22 protein-coding genes are annotated in these 17,475 nt (G+C 38.5%); 10 read left to right on the top strand and 12 right to left on the bottom strand.

The genetic code is table 11. The annotated features are described in order from the left end of the window. Positions 1–2: 2 nt before the first annotated feature. The 9 genes from ptsN to ACSLUO_RS00800 form a co-directional block, all read right to left on the bottom strand. The gene (gene ptsN, locus ACSLUO_RS00760; RefSeq protein ID WP_448245405.1) at positions 3–455 is read right to left on the bottom strand and encodes a PTS IIA-like nitrogen regulatory protein PtsN; all 453 of its coding nucleotides are present in this window, start codon (positions 453–455) and stop codon (positions 3–5) included. 3 nt (positions 456–458) lie between these two features. After that, on the bottom strand, positions 459–746 hold the full coding sequence (gene hpf, locus ACSLUO_RS00765) for a ribosome hibernation promoting factor (RefSeq protein WP_448245406.1): 288 nt from the start codon (positions 744–746) through the stop codon (positions 459–461). 20 nt (positions 747–766) lie between these two features. Then, positions 767–2,266 (bottom strand): RNA polymerase factor sigma-54, encoded by a 1,500-nt coding sequence (locus ACSLUO_RS00770; RefSeq protein ID WP_448245407.1) that lies wholly within the window; start codon positions 2,264–2,266, stop codon positions 767–769. A gap of 88 nt (positions 2,267–2,354) precedes the next feature. Continuing rightward, positions 2,355–3,086 carry an LPS export ABC transporter ATP-binding protein gene (gene lptB / locus ACSLUO_RS00775; RefSeq protein WP_448245408.1) on the bottom strand — a complete coding sequence of 244 codons (732 nt, stop codon included), beginning with the start codon at positions 3,084–3,086 and terminating at the stop codon, positions 2,355–2,357. Beyond that, positions 3,076–3,714 carry a lipopolysaccharide transport periplasmic protein LptA gene (gene lptA / locus ACSLUO_RS00780; protein WP_448245409.1) on the bottom strand — a complete coding sequence of 213 codons (639 nt, stop codon included), beginning with the start codon at positions 3,712–3,714 and terminating at the stop codon, positions 3,076–3,078. Before lptA ends, lptB begins: the two co-directional genes overlap by 11 nt. A gap of 37 nt (positions 3,715–3,751) precedes the next feature. Further along, complete coding sequence (gene lptC, locus ACSLUO_RS00785; protein ID WP_448245410.1) at positions 3,752–4,318, bottom strand: LPS export ABC transporter periplasmic protein LptC; 567 nt, start codon at positions 4,316–4,318, stop codon at positions 3,752–3,754. After that, the gene (gene kdsC / locus ACSLUO_RS00790; RefSeq protein WP_448245411.1) at positions 4,315–4,860 is read right to left on the bottom strand and encodes a 3-deoxy-manno-octulosonate-8-phosphatase KdsC; all 546 of its coding nucleotides are present in this window, start codon (positions 4,858–4,860) and stop codon (positions 4,315–4,317) included. Before kdsC ends, lptC begins: the two co-directional genes overlap by 4 nt. 1 nt (position 4,861) lies before the next feature. Continuing rightward, entirely contained in the window at positions 4,862–5,833 is a 972-nt protein-coding gene (locus ACSLUO_RS00795) for a KpsF/GutQ family sugar-phosphate isomerase (RefSeq protein WP_448245412.1), read from the bottom strand. A gap of 44 nt (positions 5,834–5,877) precedes the next feature. Next, a complete protein-coding gene (locus ACSLUO_RS00800; protein WP_448245413.1) occupies positions 5,878–6,858 on the bottom strand; it encodes a calcium/sodium antiporter in 981 nt (326 codons plus the stop codon). 234 nt (positions 6,859–7,092) lie between these two features. On the opposite strand from ACSLUO_RS00800, the gene mlaF reads away from it, so the two are divergent. The 7 genes from mlaF to murA are packed head-to-tail and all read left to right on the top strand — an operon-like array spanning position 7,093 to position 11,704. Continuing rightward, positions 7,093–7,896 (top strand): phospholipid ABC transporter ATP-binding protein MlaF, encoded by an 804-nt coding sequence (mlaF, locus tag ACSLUO_RS00805; RefSeq protein WP_448245414.1) that lies wholly within the window; start codon positions 7,093–7,095, stop codon positions 7,894–7,896. After that, on the top strand, positions 7,893–8,672 hold the full coding sequence (gene mlaE, locus ACSLUO_RS00810; RefSeq protein WP_448245415.1) for a lipid asymmetry maintenance ABC transporter permease subunit MlaE: 780 nt from the start codon (positions 7,893–7,895) through the stop codon (positions 8,670–8,672). The genes mlaF and mlaE overlap by 4 nt, the downstream gene beginning before the upstream one ends. 27 nt (positions 8,673–8,699) lie before the next feature. Beyond that, complete coding sequence (gene mlaD, locus ACSLUO_RS00815; RefSeq protein WP_448245416.1) at positions 8,700–9,170, top strand: outer membrane lipid asymmetry maintenance protein MlaD; 471 nt, start codon at positions 8,700–8,702, stop codon at positions 9,168–9,170. 8 nt (positions 9,171–9,178) lie between these two features. Next, on the top strand, positions 9,179–9,838 hold the full coding sequence (locus ACSLUO_RS00820; RefSeq protein ID WP_448245417.1) for an ABC transporter substrate-binding protein: 660 nt from the start codon (positions 9,179–9,181) through the stop codon (positions 9,836–9,838). Then, entirely contained in the window at positions 9,839–10,138 is a 300-nt protein-coding gene (locus tag ACSLUO_RS00825) for an STAS domain-containing protein (protein ID WP_448245418.1), read from the top strand. 26 nt (positions 10,139–10,164) lie between these two features. Beyond that, positions 10,165–10,422, top strand: coding sequence for a BolA family protein (locus tag ACSLUO_RS00830; protein ID WP_448245419.1), 258 nt, complete (start codon positions 10,165–10,167; stop codon positions 10,420–10,422). A gap of 22 nt (positions 10,423–10,444) precedes the next feature. Continuing rightward, positions 10,445–11,704, top strand: coding sequence for a UDP-N-acetylglucosamine 1-carboxyvinyltransferase (gene murA, locus ACSLUO_RS00835; RefSeq protein ID WP_448245420.1), 1,260 nt, complete (start codon positions 10,445–10,447; stop codon positions 11,702–11,704). Between the two features lie 80 nt (positions 11,705–11,784). On the opposite strand, the gene ACSLUO_RS00840 is transcribed toward murA, so the two are convergent. From ACSLUO_RS00840 to ACSLUO_RS00850, 3 genes are all read right to left on the bottom strand, one after another. Continuing rightward, complete coding sequence (locus ACSLUO_RS00840) at positions 11,785–12,792, bottom strand: trypsin-like peptidase domain-containing protein (RefSeq protein ID WP_448245421.1); 1,008 nt, start codon at positions 12,790–12,792, stop codon at positions 11,785–11,787. A gap of 181 nt (positions 12,793–12,973) precedes the next feature. Beyond that, positions 12,974–14,326, bottom strand: coding sequence for a Do family serine endopeptidase (locus ACSLUO_RS00845; RefSeq protein WP_448245422.1), 1,353 nt, complete (start codon positions 14,324–14,326; stop codon positions 12,974–12,976). Between the two features lie 75 nt (positions 14,327–14,401). Then, positions 14,402–14,857 carry a Z-ring associated ZapG family protein gene (locus ACSLUO_RS00850; protein WP_448245423.1) on the bottom strand — a complete coding sequence of 152 codons (456 nt, stop codon included), beginning with the start codon at positions 14,855–14,857 and terminating at the stop codon, positions 14,402–14,404. Between the two features lie 223 nt (positions 14,858–15,080). Between ACSLUO_RS00850 and zapE the strand changes: the two genes are divergently transcribed. The 3 genes from zapE to rpsI all read left to right on the top strand — a co-directional run bounded on the left by zapE (position 15,081) and on the right by rpsI (position 17,337). Further along, positions 15,081–16,196, top strand: a complete 1,116-nt coding sequence (zapE, locus tag ACSLUO_RS00855) for a cell division protein ZapE (RefSeq protein WP_448245424.1) — start codon at positions 15,081–15,083, stop codon at positions 16,194–16,196. A gap of 316 nt (positions 16,197–16,512) precedes the next feature. Next, positions 16,513–16,941 (top strand): 50S ribosomal protein L13, encoded by a 429-nt coding sequence (rplM, locus tag ACSLUO_RS00860; RefSeq protein ID WP_448245425.1) that lies wholly within the window; start codon positions 16,513–16,515, stop codon positions 16,939–16,941. Between the two features lie 3 nt (positions 16,942–16,944). After that, positions 16,945–17,337 (top strand): 30S ribosomal protein S9, encoded by a 393-nt coding sequence (gene rpsI, locus ACSLUO_RS00865; protein WP_448245426.1) that lies wholly within the window; start codon positions 16,945–16,947, stop codon positions 17,335–17,337. Positions 17,338–17,475 lie beyond the last annotated feature (138 nt).

Raw genomic sequence — 17,475 nt, forward strand, 5'->3', positions numbered from 1 at the left:
GTTTAGCTCGCTTCTTGAATAATTTGAAATAACTGGTCGTTATTTTGGCATTTTCTAACGTTTTTAATGGTTTGTTTATCACTGAATAATTGCGCAATACTTTGTAAGGTGCTTAAGTGTTCTTGGCAAGCACTTTCAGGAACAAATAACGCAACAAAAATATCAACAGGGCGATTATCAATAGCATCAAAACCAATTGGTTCTTGAGTGGTTAATAATACTGCGACTACTTGATTAGTTTCGCTTAATCGACCGTGGGGGATCGCTATACCATTACCAATACCGGTGCTACCCATTTGTTCTCGGTTCATTAAACTTTCGAGCAATTCATGTTGGCTTAATTCTGTAATGTGACTGGAGGCCGTTTGACAAATGGTATCAAAAATTCTTTTTTTACTGGTAGCTGGTACTGCACATAAAGTGCAGTCCAGTGTTAAAATATCTTGTAACTTCATAGGTTAATGTTGTTTTAGCTTTTCTTTGTGTTTTAGTACTTGACGATCTAATTTGTCAATTAAGGCATCAATGGCGGTATACATATCTTGATTGTCGGCCTTAGCATGAATTTCACCACCATTTAAGTGCAGTGTTGCTTCCGCTATTTGGTTTATTTTTTCAACATTAAGTACCACATAAACATTATTAATGTGATCAAAATGTCGCTCTAGCTTTGCAAATTTAGTATTAACAAAATCGCGTAATGAATCGGTAATTTCTACATGGTGTCCAGAAAGATTGATTTGCATAAGCTGTATCCTTTTAGTAACTAAAGTAAACTTTTTCGTTGATTAGACGGTGGTATAGCTAATGATTCACGATATTTAGCTATTGTCCGTCGGGCTACATTAATGCCTTGATCAGCCAATAATTCAGCCATTTTGCTGTCACTCAATGGTTTTGATGGCGTTTCAGCAGACACTAATTTTTTAATTAACGCTCTAATAGCGGTTGATGAACACTCTCCTCCATTTTCGGTACTAACATGACTTGAAAAGAAATATTTTAATTCAAATATTCCTCGTGGGGTATGCATATACTTTTGGGTTGTCACCCGTGATATCGTTGATTCATGCATTTCTACGGCTTCAGCGATATCATTTAACACCATTGGTCTCATCGCTTCAGGACCATGTTCAAAAAAGCCTTGTTGGCGTTGAACTATGCAATTGGATACTTTTAATAAAGTATCATTTCTACTTTCTAAACTTTTAATAAACCACTTTGCTTCTTGTAAATTAGAACGCATAAATTGGCTATCATCGGATGACTTCATGGTTTTAGTCATCGCCGCATATTGTTGGTTTATTGATAAACGCGGTGCTGAATCAGGATTTAATTCCACAACCCAACGACCATTTTTCTTTTCAACTGAAACATCAGGAATAACGTATTGGTCATCGCTTTTAATGACGCTATCACCCGGTCTTGGATCGAGAGACTGGATAAGTTGCATGACTTCTTTTAATTGTGGCTCTTTTAAACGCGTCTTTCTCATTAATTGACGATAGTCGCGATTGCCTAATAAATCGATATGATTTGCAATTATTTTTTTGGTTTCTTCTAAATAAGGCGTACTTTTGTCAAATTGGTTAAGTTGAATGAGCAAACATTCTGCAATTGAACGTGCGCCAACACCAATGGGGTCGAACATATTAATCCGTTTTAATACGGCTTCAACTTCGTCTAATTCAACTTCATCATCGCCTAGGCTTTCTAAAATGTCTTCCGCGGTTATGGTGAGGTAACCGGCGTCATCAATACCATCGATAATCGCCATGGCTATGGTACGGTCGGTATCAGAAAAAGGCGTTAATTCCATTTGCCATCTTAAATGATCTTGTATGGAGTCGGTAGTTTCACCTTGGTAAGTATAATCTTCAGACAAGGTTCCGCTGCTACTGCTTGCTGAGCCAGCAGTATAATTGTCATCCCAAGTTGTATCCATACTCAGTTCTTCAGGAATGTCATTTTTCTCCATGGCATCCGTGGTGCTTAACTCGTCAGATGACGGTGTTGCATCTTCACTACCATCAAGTTGTGGTTTCTCAGTTACCGATGCAGAAAAAGCCTCTTCTAACCGATCAGGAACATCTTCTTGGTTAGTTTGAGGTGTTTCATCAACTTCAAGAAGTGGATTGCTATCTAACGCTTCTTGAATTTCTTGTTGTAAATCTAACGTCGACAATTGCAACAAACGTATCGCTTGCTGTAATTGGGGTGTCATCGTTAACTGTTGTCCTATACGGAGCTGCAGTGATGGGCGCATTTAGCTTGTCATTATCCTTGTTGTACATTGTATTGTGTTGTTTAAACACTCATACGGAAAATTACGATTATCTTTTACGTTGTTTTAACTATAGCGTGAATTGCTCACCAAGGTATACATCTCTTACATGCTGATTTGCAAGTATTTCATCGGCACTGCCTTGAGCGATTAATTCACCATGACTAACAATGTAGGCTAGTTCACAAACATCAAGGGTTTCTCTAACATTGTGGTCGGTAATTAATACACCAATACCACGATTTTTTAAATGAATAATAATTTTCTTTATATCACCTACTGAAATTGGGTCAACCCCTGCGAAGGGTTCATCGAGTAAAATATATTGTGGATCAGCGGCAAGAGCACGTGCTATTTCAACTCTGCGGCGCTCACCACCCGATAAACTCATGCCAAGGTTGTCGCGAATATGGCCAATGTTAAATTCTTCTATTAAACTTTCTAACTTTTCTTCACGGGCTATGGCATTAAGCTCTTTACGCGTTTCTAATATCGCCATGATATTTTGATAAACGGTTAACTTTCTAAAAATTGATGCTTCTTGCGGTAAATAACCTAACCCTTTACGAGCACGGACATGCATTGGCTCGAATGTCATATCTTCACCGTTAAGCATAATCGATCCGCTGTCATTCGCAACTAGGCCAACGATCATATAAAACGAGGTAGTTTTACCAGCACCGTTAGGTCCTAATAAACCAACAATTTGTCCTTGTTTAACCGCTAAGCTGACATTTTTTACAACTTTTCGGCCTTTATAAGCTTTGGCTAAGCCTGTTGCTATTAGAATATTATTGCTCATTGTTAGTGCCACTTTGGAGTTGGGGCTGTAAAATGGTGGTTACGGCTTGCTCGGTATTGCCGCTTGCTTCCATTTGTTCTGTTTTCATATTATAGGTAATTTCGTTCGCGTGAACTTCACTGCCTTCCTGTTTTAATTTGGCATTGCCTTTAATGGATACTAACGACAAAGCTGGTTGGAAGGTGATGTTGTTAGCTTGTAAGCTGATGTTATCACCACTAATTAACCCTTGCTGCAATTTTGCCGGTAAGCCATTCGCATCTAACCGTTCAGTTTTCATGTGGTAAATAATTTCATCGGCTAACACTTGGCTATTTTTTTGTTGCAGCTTAGCTTGCCCGCTAATAGTAATTAAAAAGCTATCAGGCTGGTAAGTAATTTCTTGTGCTTCTAAACTAATTTGATTGCCGTCATCTAAAGTTTGAGTAAGTTTTGCTGGGTTACCTTTTAAAGTATAAAGCGGGCCGGCATTTTTATTACTCACTTGAGCTAAATCGGCATTAATTTTTAAGCTGCCTTGCGAGATCACAACATTATCAAAATAAATTGATGTTTTAGTTTTTAAGTCGGCACCTTGGCGATCAGCCGAAATTAAGATGTCTTCGTTAAAGTCTTGATTATTTGCCATTGTTGAAAATGAGCAAATCGTACTCAACACTAAAAGTTTAACTAGGGTTCTTTTTATATACAGTCTGCACATGTTCGGTCATTGTCATCTGAGTGGTATTTAAATCAACAATCAAGCCAGAGCCATACATAGTAAAGTCTTTGCCTTGGATCATTATGGTTTGATCTGAGCTGATAATATTGGTGTTCAAGTCGAGTTCAAAATATTTTCCGTGTACTTCTTGGATCATACTATTGTCATCGGTTGCTTTTAATTGTACTCGGTTTTCTAATCTAACGCGGTTGTTATGGCTTAAAATACCTTCTTTAGCGCTGATATGCCATGCCGCACTTTTGTTTTTTGGGTAGAGTGTATATTTAGGCTGTTCAAAGTGTGTTACCGCAAGCTCAGTGTAATGCTCCATACGATCAGCATTAATGGTATGTGATAGCCTACCTTCACTATTGTATATGTTTGTTTGTAATTGTTCGGCAACAAAATCGGGCATAATTTCTGTGCTAATGTTTTTTTCACTAATGTTTTCTTGCCGTTGCCAATTGATCAGGCCATAACAAAGCATGGCAAATAAAAAAACAAAGCTGGCAATGAAATACAAACGCTTCATATACTTGCGCCAGTCGCTTGCGTTAAGGTGTTTTGTGCTTGCATGATCAGATCACACACTTCTCTCACAGCACCAAAGCCACCACGGGTGAAGGTGGTTAAGTTTGCTTTTTGTAATAGTGCCGGATGTGCATCAGCAACCGCTATGCCTAAACCTACATATTCTATGCAGGCCAAGTCAGGCATGTCATCGCCAATATAGGCGACTTGCTCAGGTTTTAATGACAATAATTCGGTTAACTCCTTTAAAGAAGGTAATTTATTTTCTTGCCCTTGCACTAAATATTGCACATTGAGTGATTTCATACGATTGGCAACAATGTTTGAACGGCGACCGGTAATAATACCGACATCAACACCTGAATTAATCAGGGCTTTTACGCCATAACCATCTTTGGTGTGAAAAGCTTTTAATTCTTCGCCATCATTGCCTAAATAAATTCTACCGTCAGAAAAAACGCCGTCGACATCACAAACTAATAATTTGATGTTTTTCGCTTGCTGAAAAACATCAGCAGAAACTTTCCCGTATAACGTGTTCATATTATAAAACTCCCGAATTGAGTAGGTCGTGCATATTCATGGCACCGACAGGGACATTTTGTTTATCAACAATGATAAGACCATTAATTTTATTATCTTGCATTATTTTTAATGCTTCCGCAGCCAAGATATCGGCTGAGGCGACAATTGGGTTGATTGTCATTACGGTGTTGATACTGTCGTGATGAATATTAACTTGTTCATCTAATACTCTGCGTAAATCACCATCGGTAAATAAACCACACAGTTGCTTGTTGTTATTAACAACAGCGGTCATACCTAAACCTTTATTAGACATTTCTACTAATGCTTCTTTGATCAAGGCTTGTTCGTTAATCATAGGTATACGCTCACCAATATGCATAATATCGCTTAAACGTAAAATCAGTTTTTTACCTAAACTACCACCCGGGTGTGATAAGGCAAAATCATTGGCAGTAAAGCCTCTGGCATGTAATAAAGCAACAGCAAGCGCATCCCCCATAACTAAAGCGGCGGTTGTGCTTGAAGTAGGTGCTAAACCGTGAGGGCAGGCTTCTTGTTCTACTTTGGTACAAACATGAGTATCAGCAAATTTGGCTAAATTTGAGTGCGTGTTGCCGGTCATCGCTATTAGCTTCGCACCTAAGCGTTTTATCACCGGAATGATGGCCATAACTTCACTGGTTTCACCAGAATTGGAAATAGCAATCACAACATCATCTTTGGTGATCATACCAACATCGCCATGACTGGCTTCACCAGGGTGAACAAAAAAAGCGGGGGTGCCAGTACTGGCAAGCGTAGCCGCAATTTTACCACCAATATGGCCTGATTTACCCATACCAATAACAATAACTCTACCAGTACAGTTAAGCATTAATTGACAGGCACAAGCAAAATCATCATCAATATAATCAAGCAACTTTTTTATTGCTGCTTGTTCAATATTAATAACCTTACTGGCATCTTCTTTAAACTGGTTCACGGACAAAATCTCTTAACTCATTATTAGTGGCAAATTAATTAATCAATAAATTAATGGGTAAATAAAATTACTTGATAAGCAATAAAACATAAAAGTAATAGTACACCTTTCAAACGAGTGATGCGAAAAAAGCCTTTTTGACGACTAAAACATAAGATAAATAATAAAATGGTTACCCCTAACATATAAGGAGCATCACGGGTTGCGGCAGCAGGATCTAATTCGCCAGGAGCAATCAAGGAAGCCAAAGGCAATACCGCTAATATATTGAAAATATTTGAACCAATAATATTGCCCATAGCTAGGTCATCTTCTTTTTTCCAAATACTCACTAGACTGGCTGCTAACTCAGGTAAGCTGGTACCAATAGCAATGATGGTTAAGCCGATGACTAAATCACTAATGCCAAAAGCTTTAGCAATAAAGGTAGCCGAATCAATTAGGTAGCTAGCACTTACAGGGAGTAATACCATGCCAATCACTAACCAAACAATAGAAAGCTTAGTACTTACCGCTTCCGGAACTTCTTGCTCAGCTTCTAGCACCATAGGGTCGTCTTCAATACCATTGTTCATTTGCTTTCGTTTTAAAGTGATCACCAATAAAGTAATAATGTAAGCAAAAAACAGCACCATTAATAAAACCCCTTCAGCGAAGCTGAAATAAAGGTTAGCAAGTACACCGCAGGCTAAAAGGGTAACAGCTAAAATTAACGGTAATTCACGTTTAATAGTATTTGATGAAACCACGAGAGGATGAAAAATAGCAGTAATACCAAGCACTAAAGCGATGTTGGTGATATTAGAACCAATGGCATTACCAATGGCAGTATCTGTGTTGCCTTGTAATGAAGCGGTAGCAGCAACCATCATTTCTGGCGCTGATGACCCCATAGCGACAATAGTTAAGCCGATCACCATAGGAGAAACACCTAAGTTTGCTGCTAATGATGAGGCACCAAAGACAAATTTATCTGCACTCCACACAAGCACAGCTAAAGCAATGAATAATATTAAAACTTCAACAAACATCTGACTTCCTCGTAATTAGAAATGAATTGTCGCTGGTTGTGAGAGAAAAAAAAAGAGCAATTACTTAAACTGGTAAAAAAAATACGCGATAGTATAAAAAAACAACGGTTTGTTGGGGTTATACAGAATAAAATAGCGTTTATACATAAATAGTTACTTTTTTATAATGCACCTCGGCAGTGTCTAAGGTAAAATTTACTCACAACTTATTAACATTGACGTTAAACTTTCTCCATGTCCGATAACATAATCGAGATAAAAAACCTCACTTTTAAACGTGAAGACAGGGTCATTTATGATGACATTAGTCTGTCGATCCCGCGTGGTAAAGTGACCGCAATTATGGGGCCGAGTGGTATAGGGAAAACAACTTTATTACGTTTGATTGGTGGTCAATTAAAACCACAATCAGGTGATATTTTGTTTGACGGTGAAAACATTCCAAAATTATCGCGTAATGCTTTGTACGAAACACGTAAAAAAATGAGTATGTTGTTTCAAAGTGGTGCGCTTTTTACAGATATGAATGTTTACGATAATATCGCGTTTCCAATTCGCGAACATAGCCAATTACCAGAAAACCTGATTGAGAAAATGGTATTAATGAAGCTTGAAGCGGTTGGCCTACGTGGTGCCCGCTCTTTAAAGCCTAGTGAATTGTCGGGGGGGATGGCAAGACGTGCAGCTTTAGCGCGTGCCATCGCCTTAGATCCTGAACTTATTCTTTATGATGAACCTTTTGCCGGACAAGACCCTATTTCTATGGGGGTAATTGTGCGCTTAATTAAAGCTTTAAATGATGCTTTAGGCTTAAGTTCAGTGGTTGTTTCGCATGACGTTCCCGAAGTGATGAGCATTGCGGATTATATTTATATTATTGCCGAGAAAAAAATTATTGGCCATGGCACACCAGCAGAAATTGCCCAGCAAACCTCACCATTGGTGCAGCAGTTTGTTAAAGGTGAAGCCGATGGCCCAGTACCTTTTCATTATAAAGCAAGGCCTTTTGAGGAAGAGTTAATCAAGGAGTTAACATGATCAACAGCTTGATTGCTTTAGGTGAAAAAACATTAGCTACGGTTAGTGGCTTAGGTCGTGCGGTGTTAATGCTGGTTTCAGCGTTAACCCATGTTCCTAATGTTAAAAAAGGTTTGCCGTTATTATTGAACCAATTATATTCCGTTGGCGTATTATCCTTAGTGATTATTGTGGTTTCTGGCCTGTTTATTGGCATGGTGTTAGCACTGCAAGGTTATACTATTTTGGTTGGTTATGGCGCTGAAGCGAGCCTAGGACCTATGGTGGCTTTATCGTTATTGCGAGAATTAGGTCCTGTGGTCGCGGCATTACTTTTTGCTGGACGAGCCGGTTCTGCGTTAACCGCTGAAATAGGCTTAATGAAAGCTACGGAGCAATTATCATCGTTAGAAATGATGGCGGTGGACCCGTTAAGACGTGTGATCGCACCACGGTTTTGGGCCGGTTTTATTAGTTTACCCTTATTAGCGGCTATTTTTTCAGCCGTTGGTATATTAGGTGCTCATTTAGTTGGTGTTGACTGGCTAGGTGTTGATGGTGGTACATTTTGGTCGGTAATGCAGGCACAAGTTGATTTTGATAAAGACGTGATGAACGGCATTATCAAGAGTATTACTTTTGCTTTTGTAGTGACTTGGATTGCAGTATTTAAAGGTTATAACTGTGAACCAACGTCAGAAGGAATTAGCCAAGCGACAACCGCAACGGTTGTTCAATCGTCATTATTGGTATTAGGACTAGATTTTGTGCTAACTGCAATAATGTTTGCTCATTAGAATGCTTGAAGTTTTTAGGTGGATGACATGACGTCGAAAAAAATAGAATTAACAGTGGGTTTTTTTGTTGCTTTAGGTATTGCAGCATTATTAATGTTGGCGTTAAAAGTTGCTAACACAGGTATGTCAGGAAATGCTGAAACCTATAATTTATTTGCCAGATTCGATAATATAGGTGGCTTAAAGGTACGTTCGCCCATTAAAGTTGGCGGAGTAGTAGTAGGCCGAGTTAGCCGTATCGCATTAGATGATGAAGATTATACGCCAGTTGTGACATTGGAAATTTATAGTCAATATAAGAATTTTTCAGAAGCCACGTCGGTCTCTATTTTAACGGCGGGTTTGTTGGGTGAGCAATACATAGGTTTACAACCGGGGTTTATTGACCCATCAGTAGAAATGTTATCGCCAGGTGACTTTATTGAAGACACAAAACCGGCGTTAGTTTTAGAAGAATTAATCGGACAGTTTTTATTTAGCCAAGGAAGTGGTGATTAGGTTTGCATATGAAAAAAGTAATTTTAAGTTTATGTTTATTAGTTGGTTCATTAAGCGCTTTTGCCCATGATGGTGTAAATGATGCTGGCCATAAAATCATGGTTGATCAAACCAATCCTTATCATATGATCAATCAGGTTGCTGAAATCACCTTTAAGCGTTTTGCCGATGAGCAAAAAGAAATACAGAATAATCCTAATATTTTAAAAGATATTGTTAGAGAAGAATTAGTTCCTTATATCAATTATCGTTATGCGGCGTTGAAGGTCTTAGGTAAAAATTTAAGAAAGCAAAAAAGGGAAGATGTTGAAGCCTTTATTCCTGTTTTTCGTGATTATTTAATTACCTCTTACGCGCAAGTATTTACGTTATATGAACAGCAGAAGGTAGAATTTGAGCCGGCCAAATCATTAGAAGACAGAAAAACCGTTGCGGTTGATGTTGAAGTGATCCAGCCGGGTGGTTCACCAATTAAAATTTCATTCCAAGTCAGAAAAGATTCGAACAGTAGCCGTTGGCAAGCTTTTAACATGATTGCCGAAGGGGTTAGTTTATTAGACAGTAAACGTGCAGAGTTAAGCAGCCTGATTAATCAAAAGGGCTTGCCTTATGTGACTGAGCTGTTAAAAGAAAAAAGCCAACGTGATATTTACTTTAAGCAGGCCTAAGTGACTAAATTTACTATTGAGCAGCACGCTTCTAAAATTCTTGTTATTGGTGAGCTAACACGGCACACCATTAATAAAAATAATCAGCATAGTATGAAAGCTTATCTGAACGGTAAAGATATTGTTATTGATTTATCTGCGGTAAGTAAAGTTGATACCGCCGGTTTAGCTTGGTTGTTGGCAATTGTTGAACAATCTAAAAAACAAGCGGGCAAACTATGTTTTAGTCATTTAAGTGGCGATTTAGTCAAACTTGCTAAATTAAGTGGTGTTGACCGTTTCATACCAACACACTATTAAACTCATTATATAAAAGGAATACCCTTGTGGATGTTGCACAAATAGAAGCATTGATTAATGCGTCGGTAGAATTAGATGAATTGCATGTCGCATTCGACGGCTCACAATGTAAAGTGATTGCGGTTGCCGATTTTTTTGAAGAATTAAGCCGAGTGAAAAAACAGCAAACTATTTATAAGCCGTTACAAGAATCCATCAATAATGGTAGTATTCACGCCGTTACGATTAAAACGTTTTCTACTGAACAGTGGAAACGTGACAAAATGTTTAACCTTCCTCTTTAATTCAATAAATAAGTAGATTCTTTTGGACGCATTTAAAATAAACGGTGGGCAACCTTTACGTGGAAATGTCACAATTTCTGGTGCAAAAAATGCCGCATTACCTATTCTGATGGCCGCAGTATTATCTGAAACGCCGGTTGTTATCGCGAATGTGCCACGCTTAAATGATATTGAAACCACGATCAAATTACTTAAACAGTTAGGTGCGGAAGTTGAGTGGCTTTCTGATAATGAGTTAAAGATCAATGCGAGTACTATTAACCATTGTAAAGCGACCTATGATCTAGTGAAAACGATGCGGGCATCGGTTTTAATTTTAGGGCCGTTGTTAGCAAGATTTGGTCATGCTCAAGTGTCCTTGCCTGGTGGGTGTGCTATCGGTGCTCGGCCGGTGAATTTACACATTCAAGGCATGAAGTTGATGTCGGCACATATTGATGTTGAAAATGGCTATATCAATGCCAGTAAAGCGGGCCGTTTAAAAGGCGCGAACATTTTTATGGATACCGTTAGTGTTACCGGCACTGAAAACTTAATGATGGCAGCAGCCTTAGCTGATGGTAAAACGGTTATTGAAAATGCCGCTCGTGAGCCTGAAATTATTGACCTTGCTAACTTCTTAAATTCGATGGGAGCAAAGATTACAGGTGAAGGTACTAATACCTTAACGATTGAAGGGGTGACCTCGTTACGTGGTGAGCGTTACAGCGTTATGCCTGATCGAATTGAAACCGGTACTTTTTTAGTGGCAGCAGCGGTAACACAAGGTAAAGTGCGTTGTTTAAATACCGACCCTAGCTCAATGGAAGCGGTTTTGAGTAAGTTGCAAGAAGCCGGTGCTAAGCTAGAAATTGGTGATGATTGGATTGAGTTGTCAATGACAGGTCGACCGAAAGCAGTCAATATTCGCACAGCACCTCATCCTGCTTTTCCAACTGATATGCAGGCGCAGTTTGTTGCCATGAATAGCATTGCAGAAGGTACAGCGACAACTGTAGAAACGATTTTTGAAAATCGTTTCATGCATGTTCCTGAACTACAGCGGATGGGCGCAAATATTAGTTTAGAAGGGAATACGGCAGTAACTTGTGGTGTTGAAACCTTAACAGGTGCCCAAGTGATGGCAACGGATTTAAGAGCGTCAGCTAGTTTAGTGATTGCGGGCTTAGTCGCCACCACAGAAACGCAAGTCGATCGTATTTATCATATCGACCGAGGTTACCAAAATATTGAAGATAAGCTGCAAGGCTTAGGCGCTGATATTGTTCGAGTTAAAGTGTAATTGTTTGTCATCAAATTAAACCACTAAAAAAAGCGTCAATTGACGCTTTTTTTATAACTAAAGTCTGAGGATGAGCAATTTTACTTTGCGTGATACTCGGCAATAGTTACTTTTAACTCCAATGGCTTTTTATCACGATAAAGTAAAAATGTTAATTGGGTGCCAGGCTTAGTTTCGGCAATAATATCGAGAGCTTGGGTTATACCTGTAACAGGTACATTATCAATTTTAGTGACCAAATCACCGGGTAACAATCCAGCTTTTTGTGCCGGACTTTGCTCAGCAACACCATCAATAATAAAGCCCTTTAAATTGTTCATCGAGCTGCTAGTAACACCTAACCAACCTCGAACGACTCTGCCGTGAGTAATTATTTTATTCATTACTTTATTGGCTAATTGATAGGGCACAGCAAAGAAGATACCTTGAATATTCATTTGCGGGTTTAATTGGGTAAATTTTCTAGAGTTAATAGCCACCAATTGGCCGTGTGTGTTGACCAAAGCACCACCAGAGTTTCCTTCATTAATGGCAGCATCCATTTGTAAAAACTCTAAATAGCTGGTGGTACTTAAACCACTACGGCCAGTACCGCTCACAATACCTTGAGTTACTGTTTGGCCTAAATTTAAAGGATTACCAATAGCAAGAACAACATCCCCAACGAGTGAAACCATGTCTTCTTTTTGTGGGATAACCGGTAGGTTTTGTGCATTCACTTTTAATACTGCGAGATCGGTTAAGGTGTCAAAACCAATTAATTGTGCCGGCAGTTGTTGGCCGGATTGTAACATCACGATGATCAAATCAGCGTCTTGAACAACATGAAAGTTAGTCATGATATAGCCATTGCTAGCCATAATCACACCAGAACCTAACTTAGTGGTATTTATGCCTTTTCGGCCGAGACGTGAGTCGTTTTGAATATCATTCGAGTAAATGTTTACTACTGCAGGGCCAGCTAAACTTACTGCTTTTGCATAAGATAGTGGTGGGGTTTCTTTTGGTTGATTATTGAAAAAATCCCAAGTTAATGGGTTATCGTCACGTAATTGTGGCAGTAGTAACAATAAAGCAACAGCAAGCATAATGCCGTAGCTAAAAGCGCGAAATATATATTTAAAAATGGCAGCTAGGTTCAAGACGATCAGATTCGTTATTTTATTTGTTCTAAGCTTATCATAAATTTGAAAAATGAGCAGGATGTTGATAACAAGCTACCAAGACAAACAGTAGTTAAATTGCTGTTTGTCTTGGTAAAAGCGAGTTTTAACGCAACATTAAATAGAGTGAACTGTTGCCGCGGATAATGTTTAAAGCAAAGATACCTTTTTTATCTTTAAAGAAACTTCTTAATTCCGCGAGGTTTTTAATCCGTGATTTATTCACGCCAACAATAATATCACCTTCATTTAAACCTATCATTTGGGCAGGGCTATCCTCTTCGATAGCGGCAATTTCAACACCTTTATTTTTAAGGTTATTTACCAGTTTTGCCCCTTCAAGCATATCGTGAATGCCTTCGGCAGCAATATCAGCCGATGGTGATTTTTGTAATTCAGCGGTAAATGTTTTTTCATCGCCGTCACGGATGACGGTAATTTTAACTTCTTTACCTGCGCCAATTGAACCAATTTTTCCTCGTAATTCACTGAATGATTTTACTGATTTACCATTGACTTTAATGATAACGTCACCGGCTTTAATACCTGCTTTTTCAGCCGCAGAATCAGGAACCACTTGTTCAACAAAGCCACCTTGGTTGGTTTCTAGTTCCATTGCTTTAGCTATTTCGCTATCAACACTACGACCTGAAACACCTAAAACCCCACGGCGTATTTCACCAAATTCAATAATTTGGCCAACAAGGTTATTCATCATGTTACTTGGAATAGCGAAACCAATACCAACATTACCACCGCTTGGGCCTAAAATGGCGGTATTAATACCAATTAATTCACCCCGTAAATTAACTAAGGCGCCACCAGAATTACCACTATTGATGGCAGCATCGGTTTGAATAAAGTCTTCAAAATTTTCAATATTTAAACCACTACGGCCTAAAGCACTAACAATACCTGAAGTCACGGTTTGACCTAAACCAAACGGGCTACCAATGGCAACAGCAAAATCACCAACACGTAAGCTATCAGAGTCGGCAATTTTGATAGCAACTAAGTCATCAGCCTCTACTTGTAATAAGGCGATATCACTAGCGGCATCAGAGCCTAGTTTTTTCGCTTCTAATTGACGACCGTCTTTAAGCGTGACCATAATTTCGTCGGCTTGATCAATAACATGGTTATTCGTCACGATATAGCCTTCTTTGGCATCTACAATAACGCCTGAGCCTAAGCCACGAAATGGTCTTTCTTGTGGCTTGAGTTGGCGAGGGTTACCAAAAAAGCGCTGGAAAGCATCAGGGATTTTTTGTTTGATCTCATGGGTGCCTTTAACTGAGATACTGACCACAGCAGGAGTAGTCTTTTCTAACATCGGAGCAAGGCTAGGCAAAGTTTGGCCATTAAGTTCAATAGGTAAATTGGCGTTAACAGGTAAGGCTGTTAACGCTAAGCTGCTAGTTACGAGCGCGGCACTAATTAATAAAGATAATTTTTTCATAGTGATCATCAATTCCTAAAAAATAAGTAATACACACATAAAGACTAATTAATTTATCCTAAGTTCCTAAATTGACTAGGAGGCTTTTGTAACAGGTTGTTTCTTATCATCAAATAAACCAGTAGCTTGGCCTGAATAATCTAATGGTGGCTCAGTAATGCAAACTGGCGGTTCGTTGCTTTCTTTTTTGTGTCGTAAACTAACAGTTTCAGCAAGTTGCTCTTGAGTTTCTTTTGAGAAAAACGGCATAGTAGACATATCTAAAGGCGTTGCTTGTTTTAATAACTGCGTACTTTCTTCCATTTGTTTCATGGCTGCTTGGCAAGTATTGTTCATTTGAGCCAACAAACTGGCCGAGTTATCTAAATGTTCAGCAACATCTAATTTATATTGCGCTAAGGCTTTTTCACTAGACGCTACTTTTTCAGCTAACTGTTTTTGTTCGATAGCCGATGAAGCCAGCATTTTAAAGCCGAATGCGCCAGCGATAATGCCGGCAATAAACCCTAAGATGATGAAAACTACTGTCATGATAAAACCTCTATATGTCTCAAATAATAATAAAGTAAAAATAATTCAATAAATTTAGTGTCGGCAAAGGAAAATTGCGCTGCTCTTGATATACTATAGCGCGCTCAAGATTTAAGTTCATAGAATTATTTCAACAATTCCGCCTAAATCATTAAATGACTTAATTGTTGATATGTTAACGAACTTTACATTTTCAAGACTTTATTTGGTAACTGGTTATTAAATGATACATTTATCCCCTTTAGAAAAATATCAATTAGATCTCAAACGAGATGATTTTCAATACGATGCAGCACAAGAAAATGCAGTTAAGCATTTGCAGCGTTTATATGAAGATTTACAAAATAAACCATTACCGGTAGCTGGTTTTCAAAAAGTATTGTCAGGTTGGAAACGTATTATTGCCAAACAAGAGCCAAAGCCGATTCAAGGCTTGTACTTTTGGGGTGGGGTTGGCCGTGGTAAAACTTATTTAGTGGATACCTTTTACGATTGTTTACCGTTTAAAAATAAAATGCGGGTGCATTTTCATCGTTTTATGCACCGGGTGCATGACGAGTTAAAGCAGTTAAGTAAACAATCTGATCCGTTAAAAATTATTGCCAAAAAATTTGCCGATGAAACCTGTATTATTTGTTTTGACGAGTTTTTTGTTTCAGATATTACCGACGCCATGATCCTCGGGACGTTATTTGAAGAGCTGTTCGCTCATAATGTGACCTTGGTAGCCACCAGTAACATTGTGCCAGATGAACTTTATCGTAATGGCTTGCAGCGAGCGCGTTTTTTACCTGCGATTGCCTTAATTAACAAACATACTGATATTGTTAATGTTGATAGTGGTGTTGATTACCGATTAAGAACATTAGAACAAGCCGAAATTTATCATTCGCCATTAGATAAAAAAGCAGATGAAAATTTAGCGCTTTATTTTAAACAACTATCAGTTGAAGCTGGCAAGAAGAATGTTGATATTGAAATTAATCACCGTATGCTGCCAGTTATTGAAGTTTCGGATGGTGTTGCTCATTTTGATTTTTCGGTGTTATGTGAAAGCGCCCGCAGCCAAGGTGATTATATGGAATTAAGCCGCTTGTATCACACCATTTTATTAGCAAATGTTAAACAAATGCATGTTGATTGTGACGATGCTGCGCGTCGTTTTATTGCGATGATAGATGAATTTTACGAACGTAATGTAAAATTAATTATTTCCGCGGAAGTACCGATGATGTCTTTATATAGTCATGGCGGTTTAGAGTTTGAATTTAAACGTTGTTTAAGTCGCTTACAAGAAATGCAATCTCGCGATTATTTAGCCAGCGAGCATTTACCTTAGCTTTAAGCATTGGCTTACAATAAAAGAGGTTTACTTATTAAGGGGGCGGATAAACTTATCCAGCCTCCAGCCTCCAGCCTCCAGCCTCCAGCCTCCAGCCTCCAGCCTTGAGCTATATTTTTCAACTTTTAGTCAATTTAACCGTGACAGGTTAAATAATGTTCTGTATAATCCGCGCTCCCTAACGTTACAAGTGCCTCTTATATTTCCAGTAATTGGCAACAGGCTCGATACTCGAAGGGGTAATAGCGTAGTCTTTATAATCGACAATCGATTGATTGTTTTTTAAGTAACTTTATTTAAATTGGGTTTTTTAATGAAAACTTTTGTAGCAAAATCAGAAAGCGTACAACGCGAATGGTTTTTAGTGGACGCTGAAGATAAAACTTTAGGTCGTATCGCCACTGAAATCGCTAGTCGTTTACGTGGTAAGCATAAAGCAGAATACACTCCAAGTGTTGACACTGGCGATTACATCGTTGTTATCAACGCTGAGAAAGTTAAAGTAACTGGTAACAAAGCGAAAGGTAAAATTTACTACTCGCATACAGAATATGTTGGCGGTCTTAAGCAAATTAGTTTTGAAAAGCTTATCGAAAAAGCGCCTGAGCGTGTTATCGAATTAGCAGTTAAGGGTATGTTACCTAAAGGTCCTTTAGGCCGTGACATGTTCCGTAAACTAAAAGTGTATGCTGGTACTGAACATAAGCATACTGCACAACAACCACAACTTTTGGAGCTATAAGCAATGGCTGATAATCAATATTACGGTACTGGTCGTCGCAAGAGCTCAACTGCTCGTGTGTTTATGAAAGCTGGTAACGGTGCAATCACAATTAACAAACGTGACATTTCTGAATACTTTAGTCGTCCTACGGCTCGTATGGTTGTTCGTCAACCATTAGAATTAGTTGAAATGTTAGAGAAATTTGACTTTAACATCACTGTTGTTGGTGGTGGTATTTCGGGTCAAGCGGGTGCAATTCGTCACGGTATTACTCGTGCCTTAATGCAATTTGACGAAACTTTACGTGCTGATTTACGTAAAGCTGGTTTCGTTACTCGTGATGCTCGTAAAGTTGAACGTAAGAAAGTTGGTTTACACAAGGCTCGTAAAAAGCCACAATTTTCAAAACGTTAATTTTTCGTTTATTTTTCAAAAAAGCCGGTTTTTACCGGCTTTTTTTATACCTGTAAATTTATCTTCTATACTCATTCTGTCTGATTGCACAAGTCTTGTACGTTTTTGCACTTTTTTGGGTATTCTTAGCGGTTATTA

This window comes from Thalassotalea agariperforans (assembly GCF_053470345.1).

Coding starts and splice junctions, on each gene's coding strand:
- ptsN (WP_448245405.1), bottom strand. CDS start 455: ATGAAGTTACAAGATATTTTAACACTGGACTGCACTTTATGTGCAGTA.
- hpf (WP_448245406.1), bottom strand. CDS start 746: ATGCAAATCAATCTTTCTGGACACCATGTAGAAATTACCGATTCATTA.
- ACSLUO_RS00770 (WP_448245407.1), bottom strand. CDS start 2,266: ATGCGCCCATCACTGCAGCTCCGTATAGGACAACAGTTAACGATGACA.
- lptB (WP_448245408.1), bottom strand. CDS start 3,086: ATGAGCAATAATATTCTAATAGCAACAGGCTTAGCCAAAGCTTATAAA.
- lptA (WP_448245409.1), bottom strand. CDS start 3,714: ATGGCAAATAATCAAGACTTTAACGAAGACATCTTAATTTCGGCTGAT.
- lptC (WP_448245410.1), bottom strand. CDS start 4,318: ATGAAGCGTTTGTATTTCATTGCCAGCTTTGTTTTTTTATTTGCCATG.
- kdsC (WP_448245411.1), bottom strand. CDS start 4,860: ATGAACACGTTATACGGGAAAGTTTCTGCTGATGTTTTTCAGCAAGCG.
- ACSLUO_RS00800 (WP_448245413.1), bottom strand. CDS start 6,858: ATGTTTGTTGAAGTTTTAATATTATTCATTGCTTTAGCTGTGCTTGTG.
- mlaF (WP_448245414.1), top strand. CDS start 7,093: ATGTCCGATAACATAATCGAGATAAAAAACCTCACTTTTAAACGTGAA.
- mlaE (WP_448245415.1), top strand. CDS start 7,893: ATGATCAACAGCTTGATTGCTTTAGGTGAAAAAACATTAGCTACGGTT.
- mlaD (WP_448245416.1), top strand. CDS start 8,700: ATGACGTCGAAAAAAATAGAATTAACAGTGGGTTTTTTTGTTGCTTTA.
- ACSLUO_RS00820 (WP_448245417.1), top strand. CDS start 9,179: ATGAAAAAAGTAATTTTAAGTTTATGTTTATTAGTTGGTTCATTAAGC.
- ACSLUO_RS00840 (WP_448245421.1), bottom strand. CDS start 12,792: ATGCTTGCTGTTGCTTTATTGTTACTACTGCCACAATTACGTGACGAT.
- ACSLUO_RS00845 (WP_448245422.1), bottom strand. CDS start 14,326: ATGAAAAAATTATCTTTATTAATTAGTGCCGCGCTCGTAACTAGCAGC.
- ACSLUO_RS00850 (WP_448245423.1), bottom strand. CDS start 14,857: ATGACAGTAGTTTTCATCATCTTAGGGTTTATTGCCGGCATTATCGCT.
- zapE (WP_448245424.1), top strand. CDS start 15,081: ATGATACATTTATCCCCTTTAGAAAAATATCAATTAGATCTCAAACGA.
- rplM (WP_448245425.1), top strand. CDS start 16,513: ATGAAAACTTTTGTAGCAAAATCAGAAAGCGTACAACGCGAATGGTTT.
- rpsI (WP_448245426.1), top strand. CDS start 16,945: ATGGCTGATAATCAATATTACGGTACTGGTCGTCGCAAGAGCTCAACT.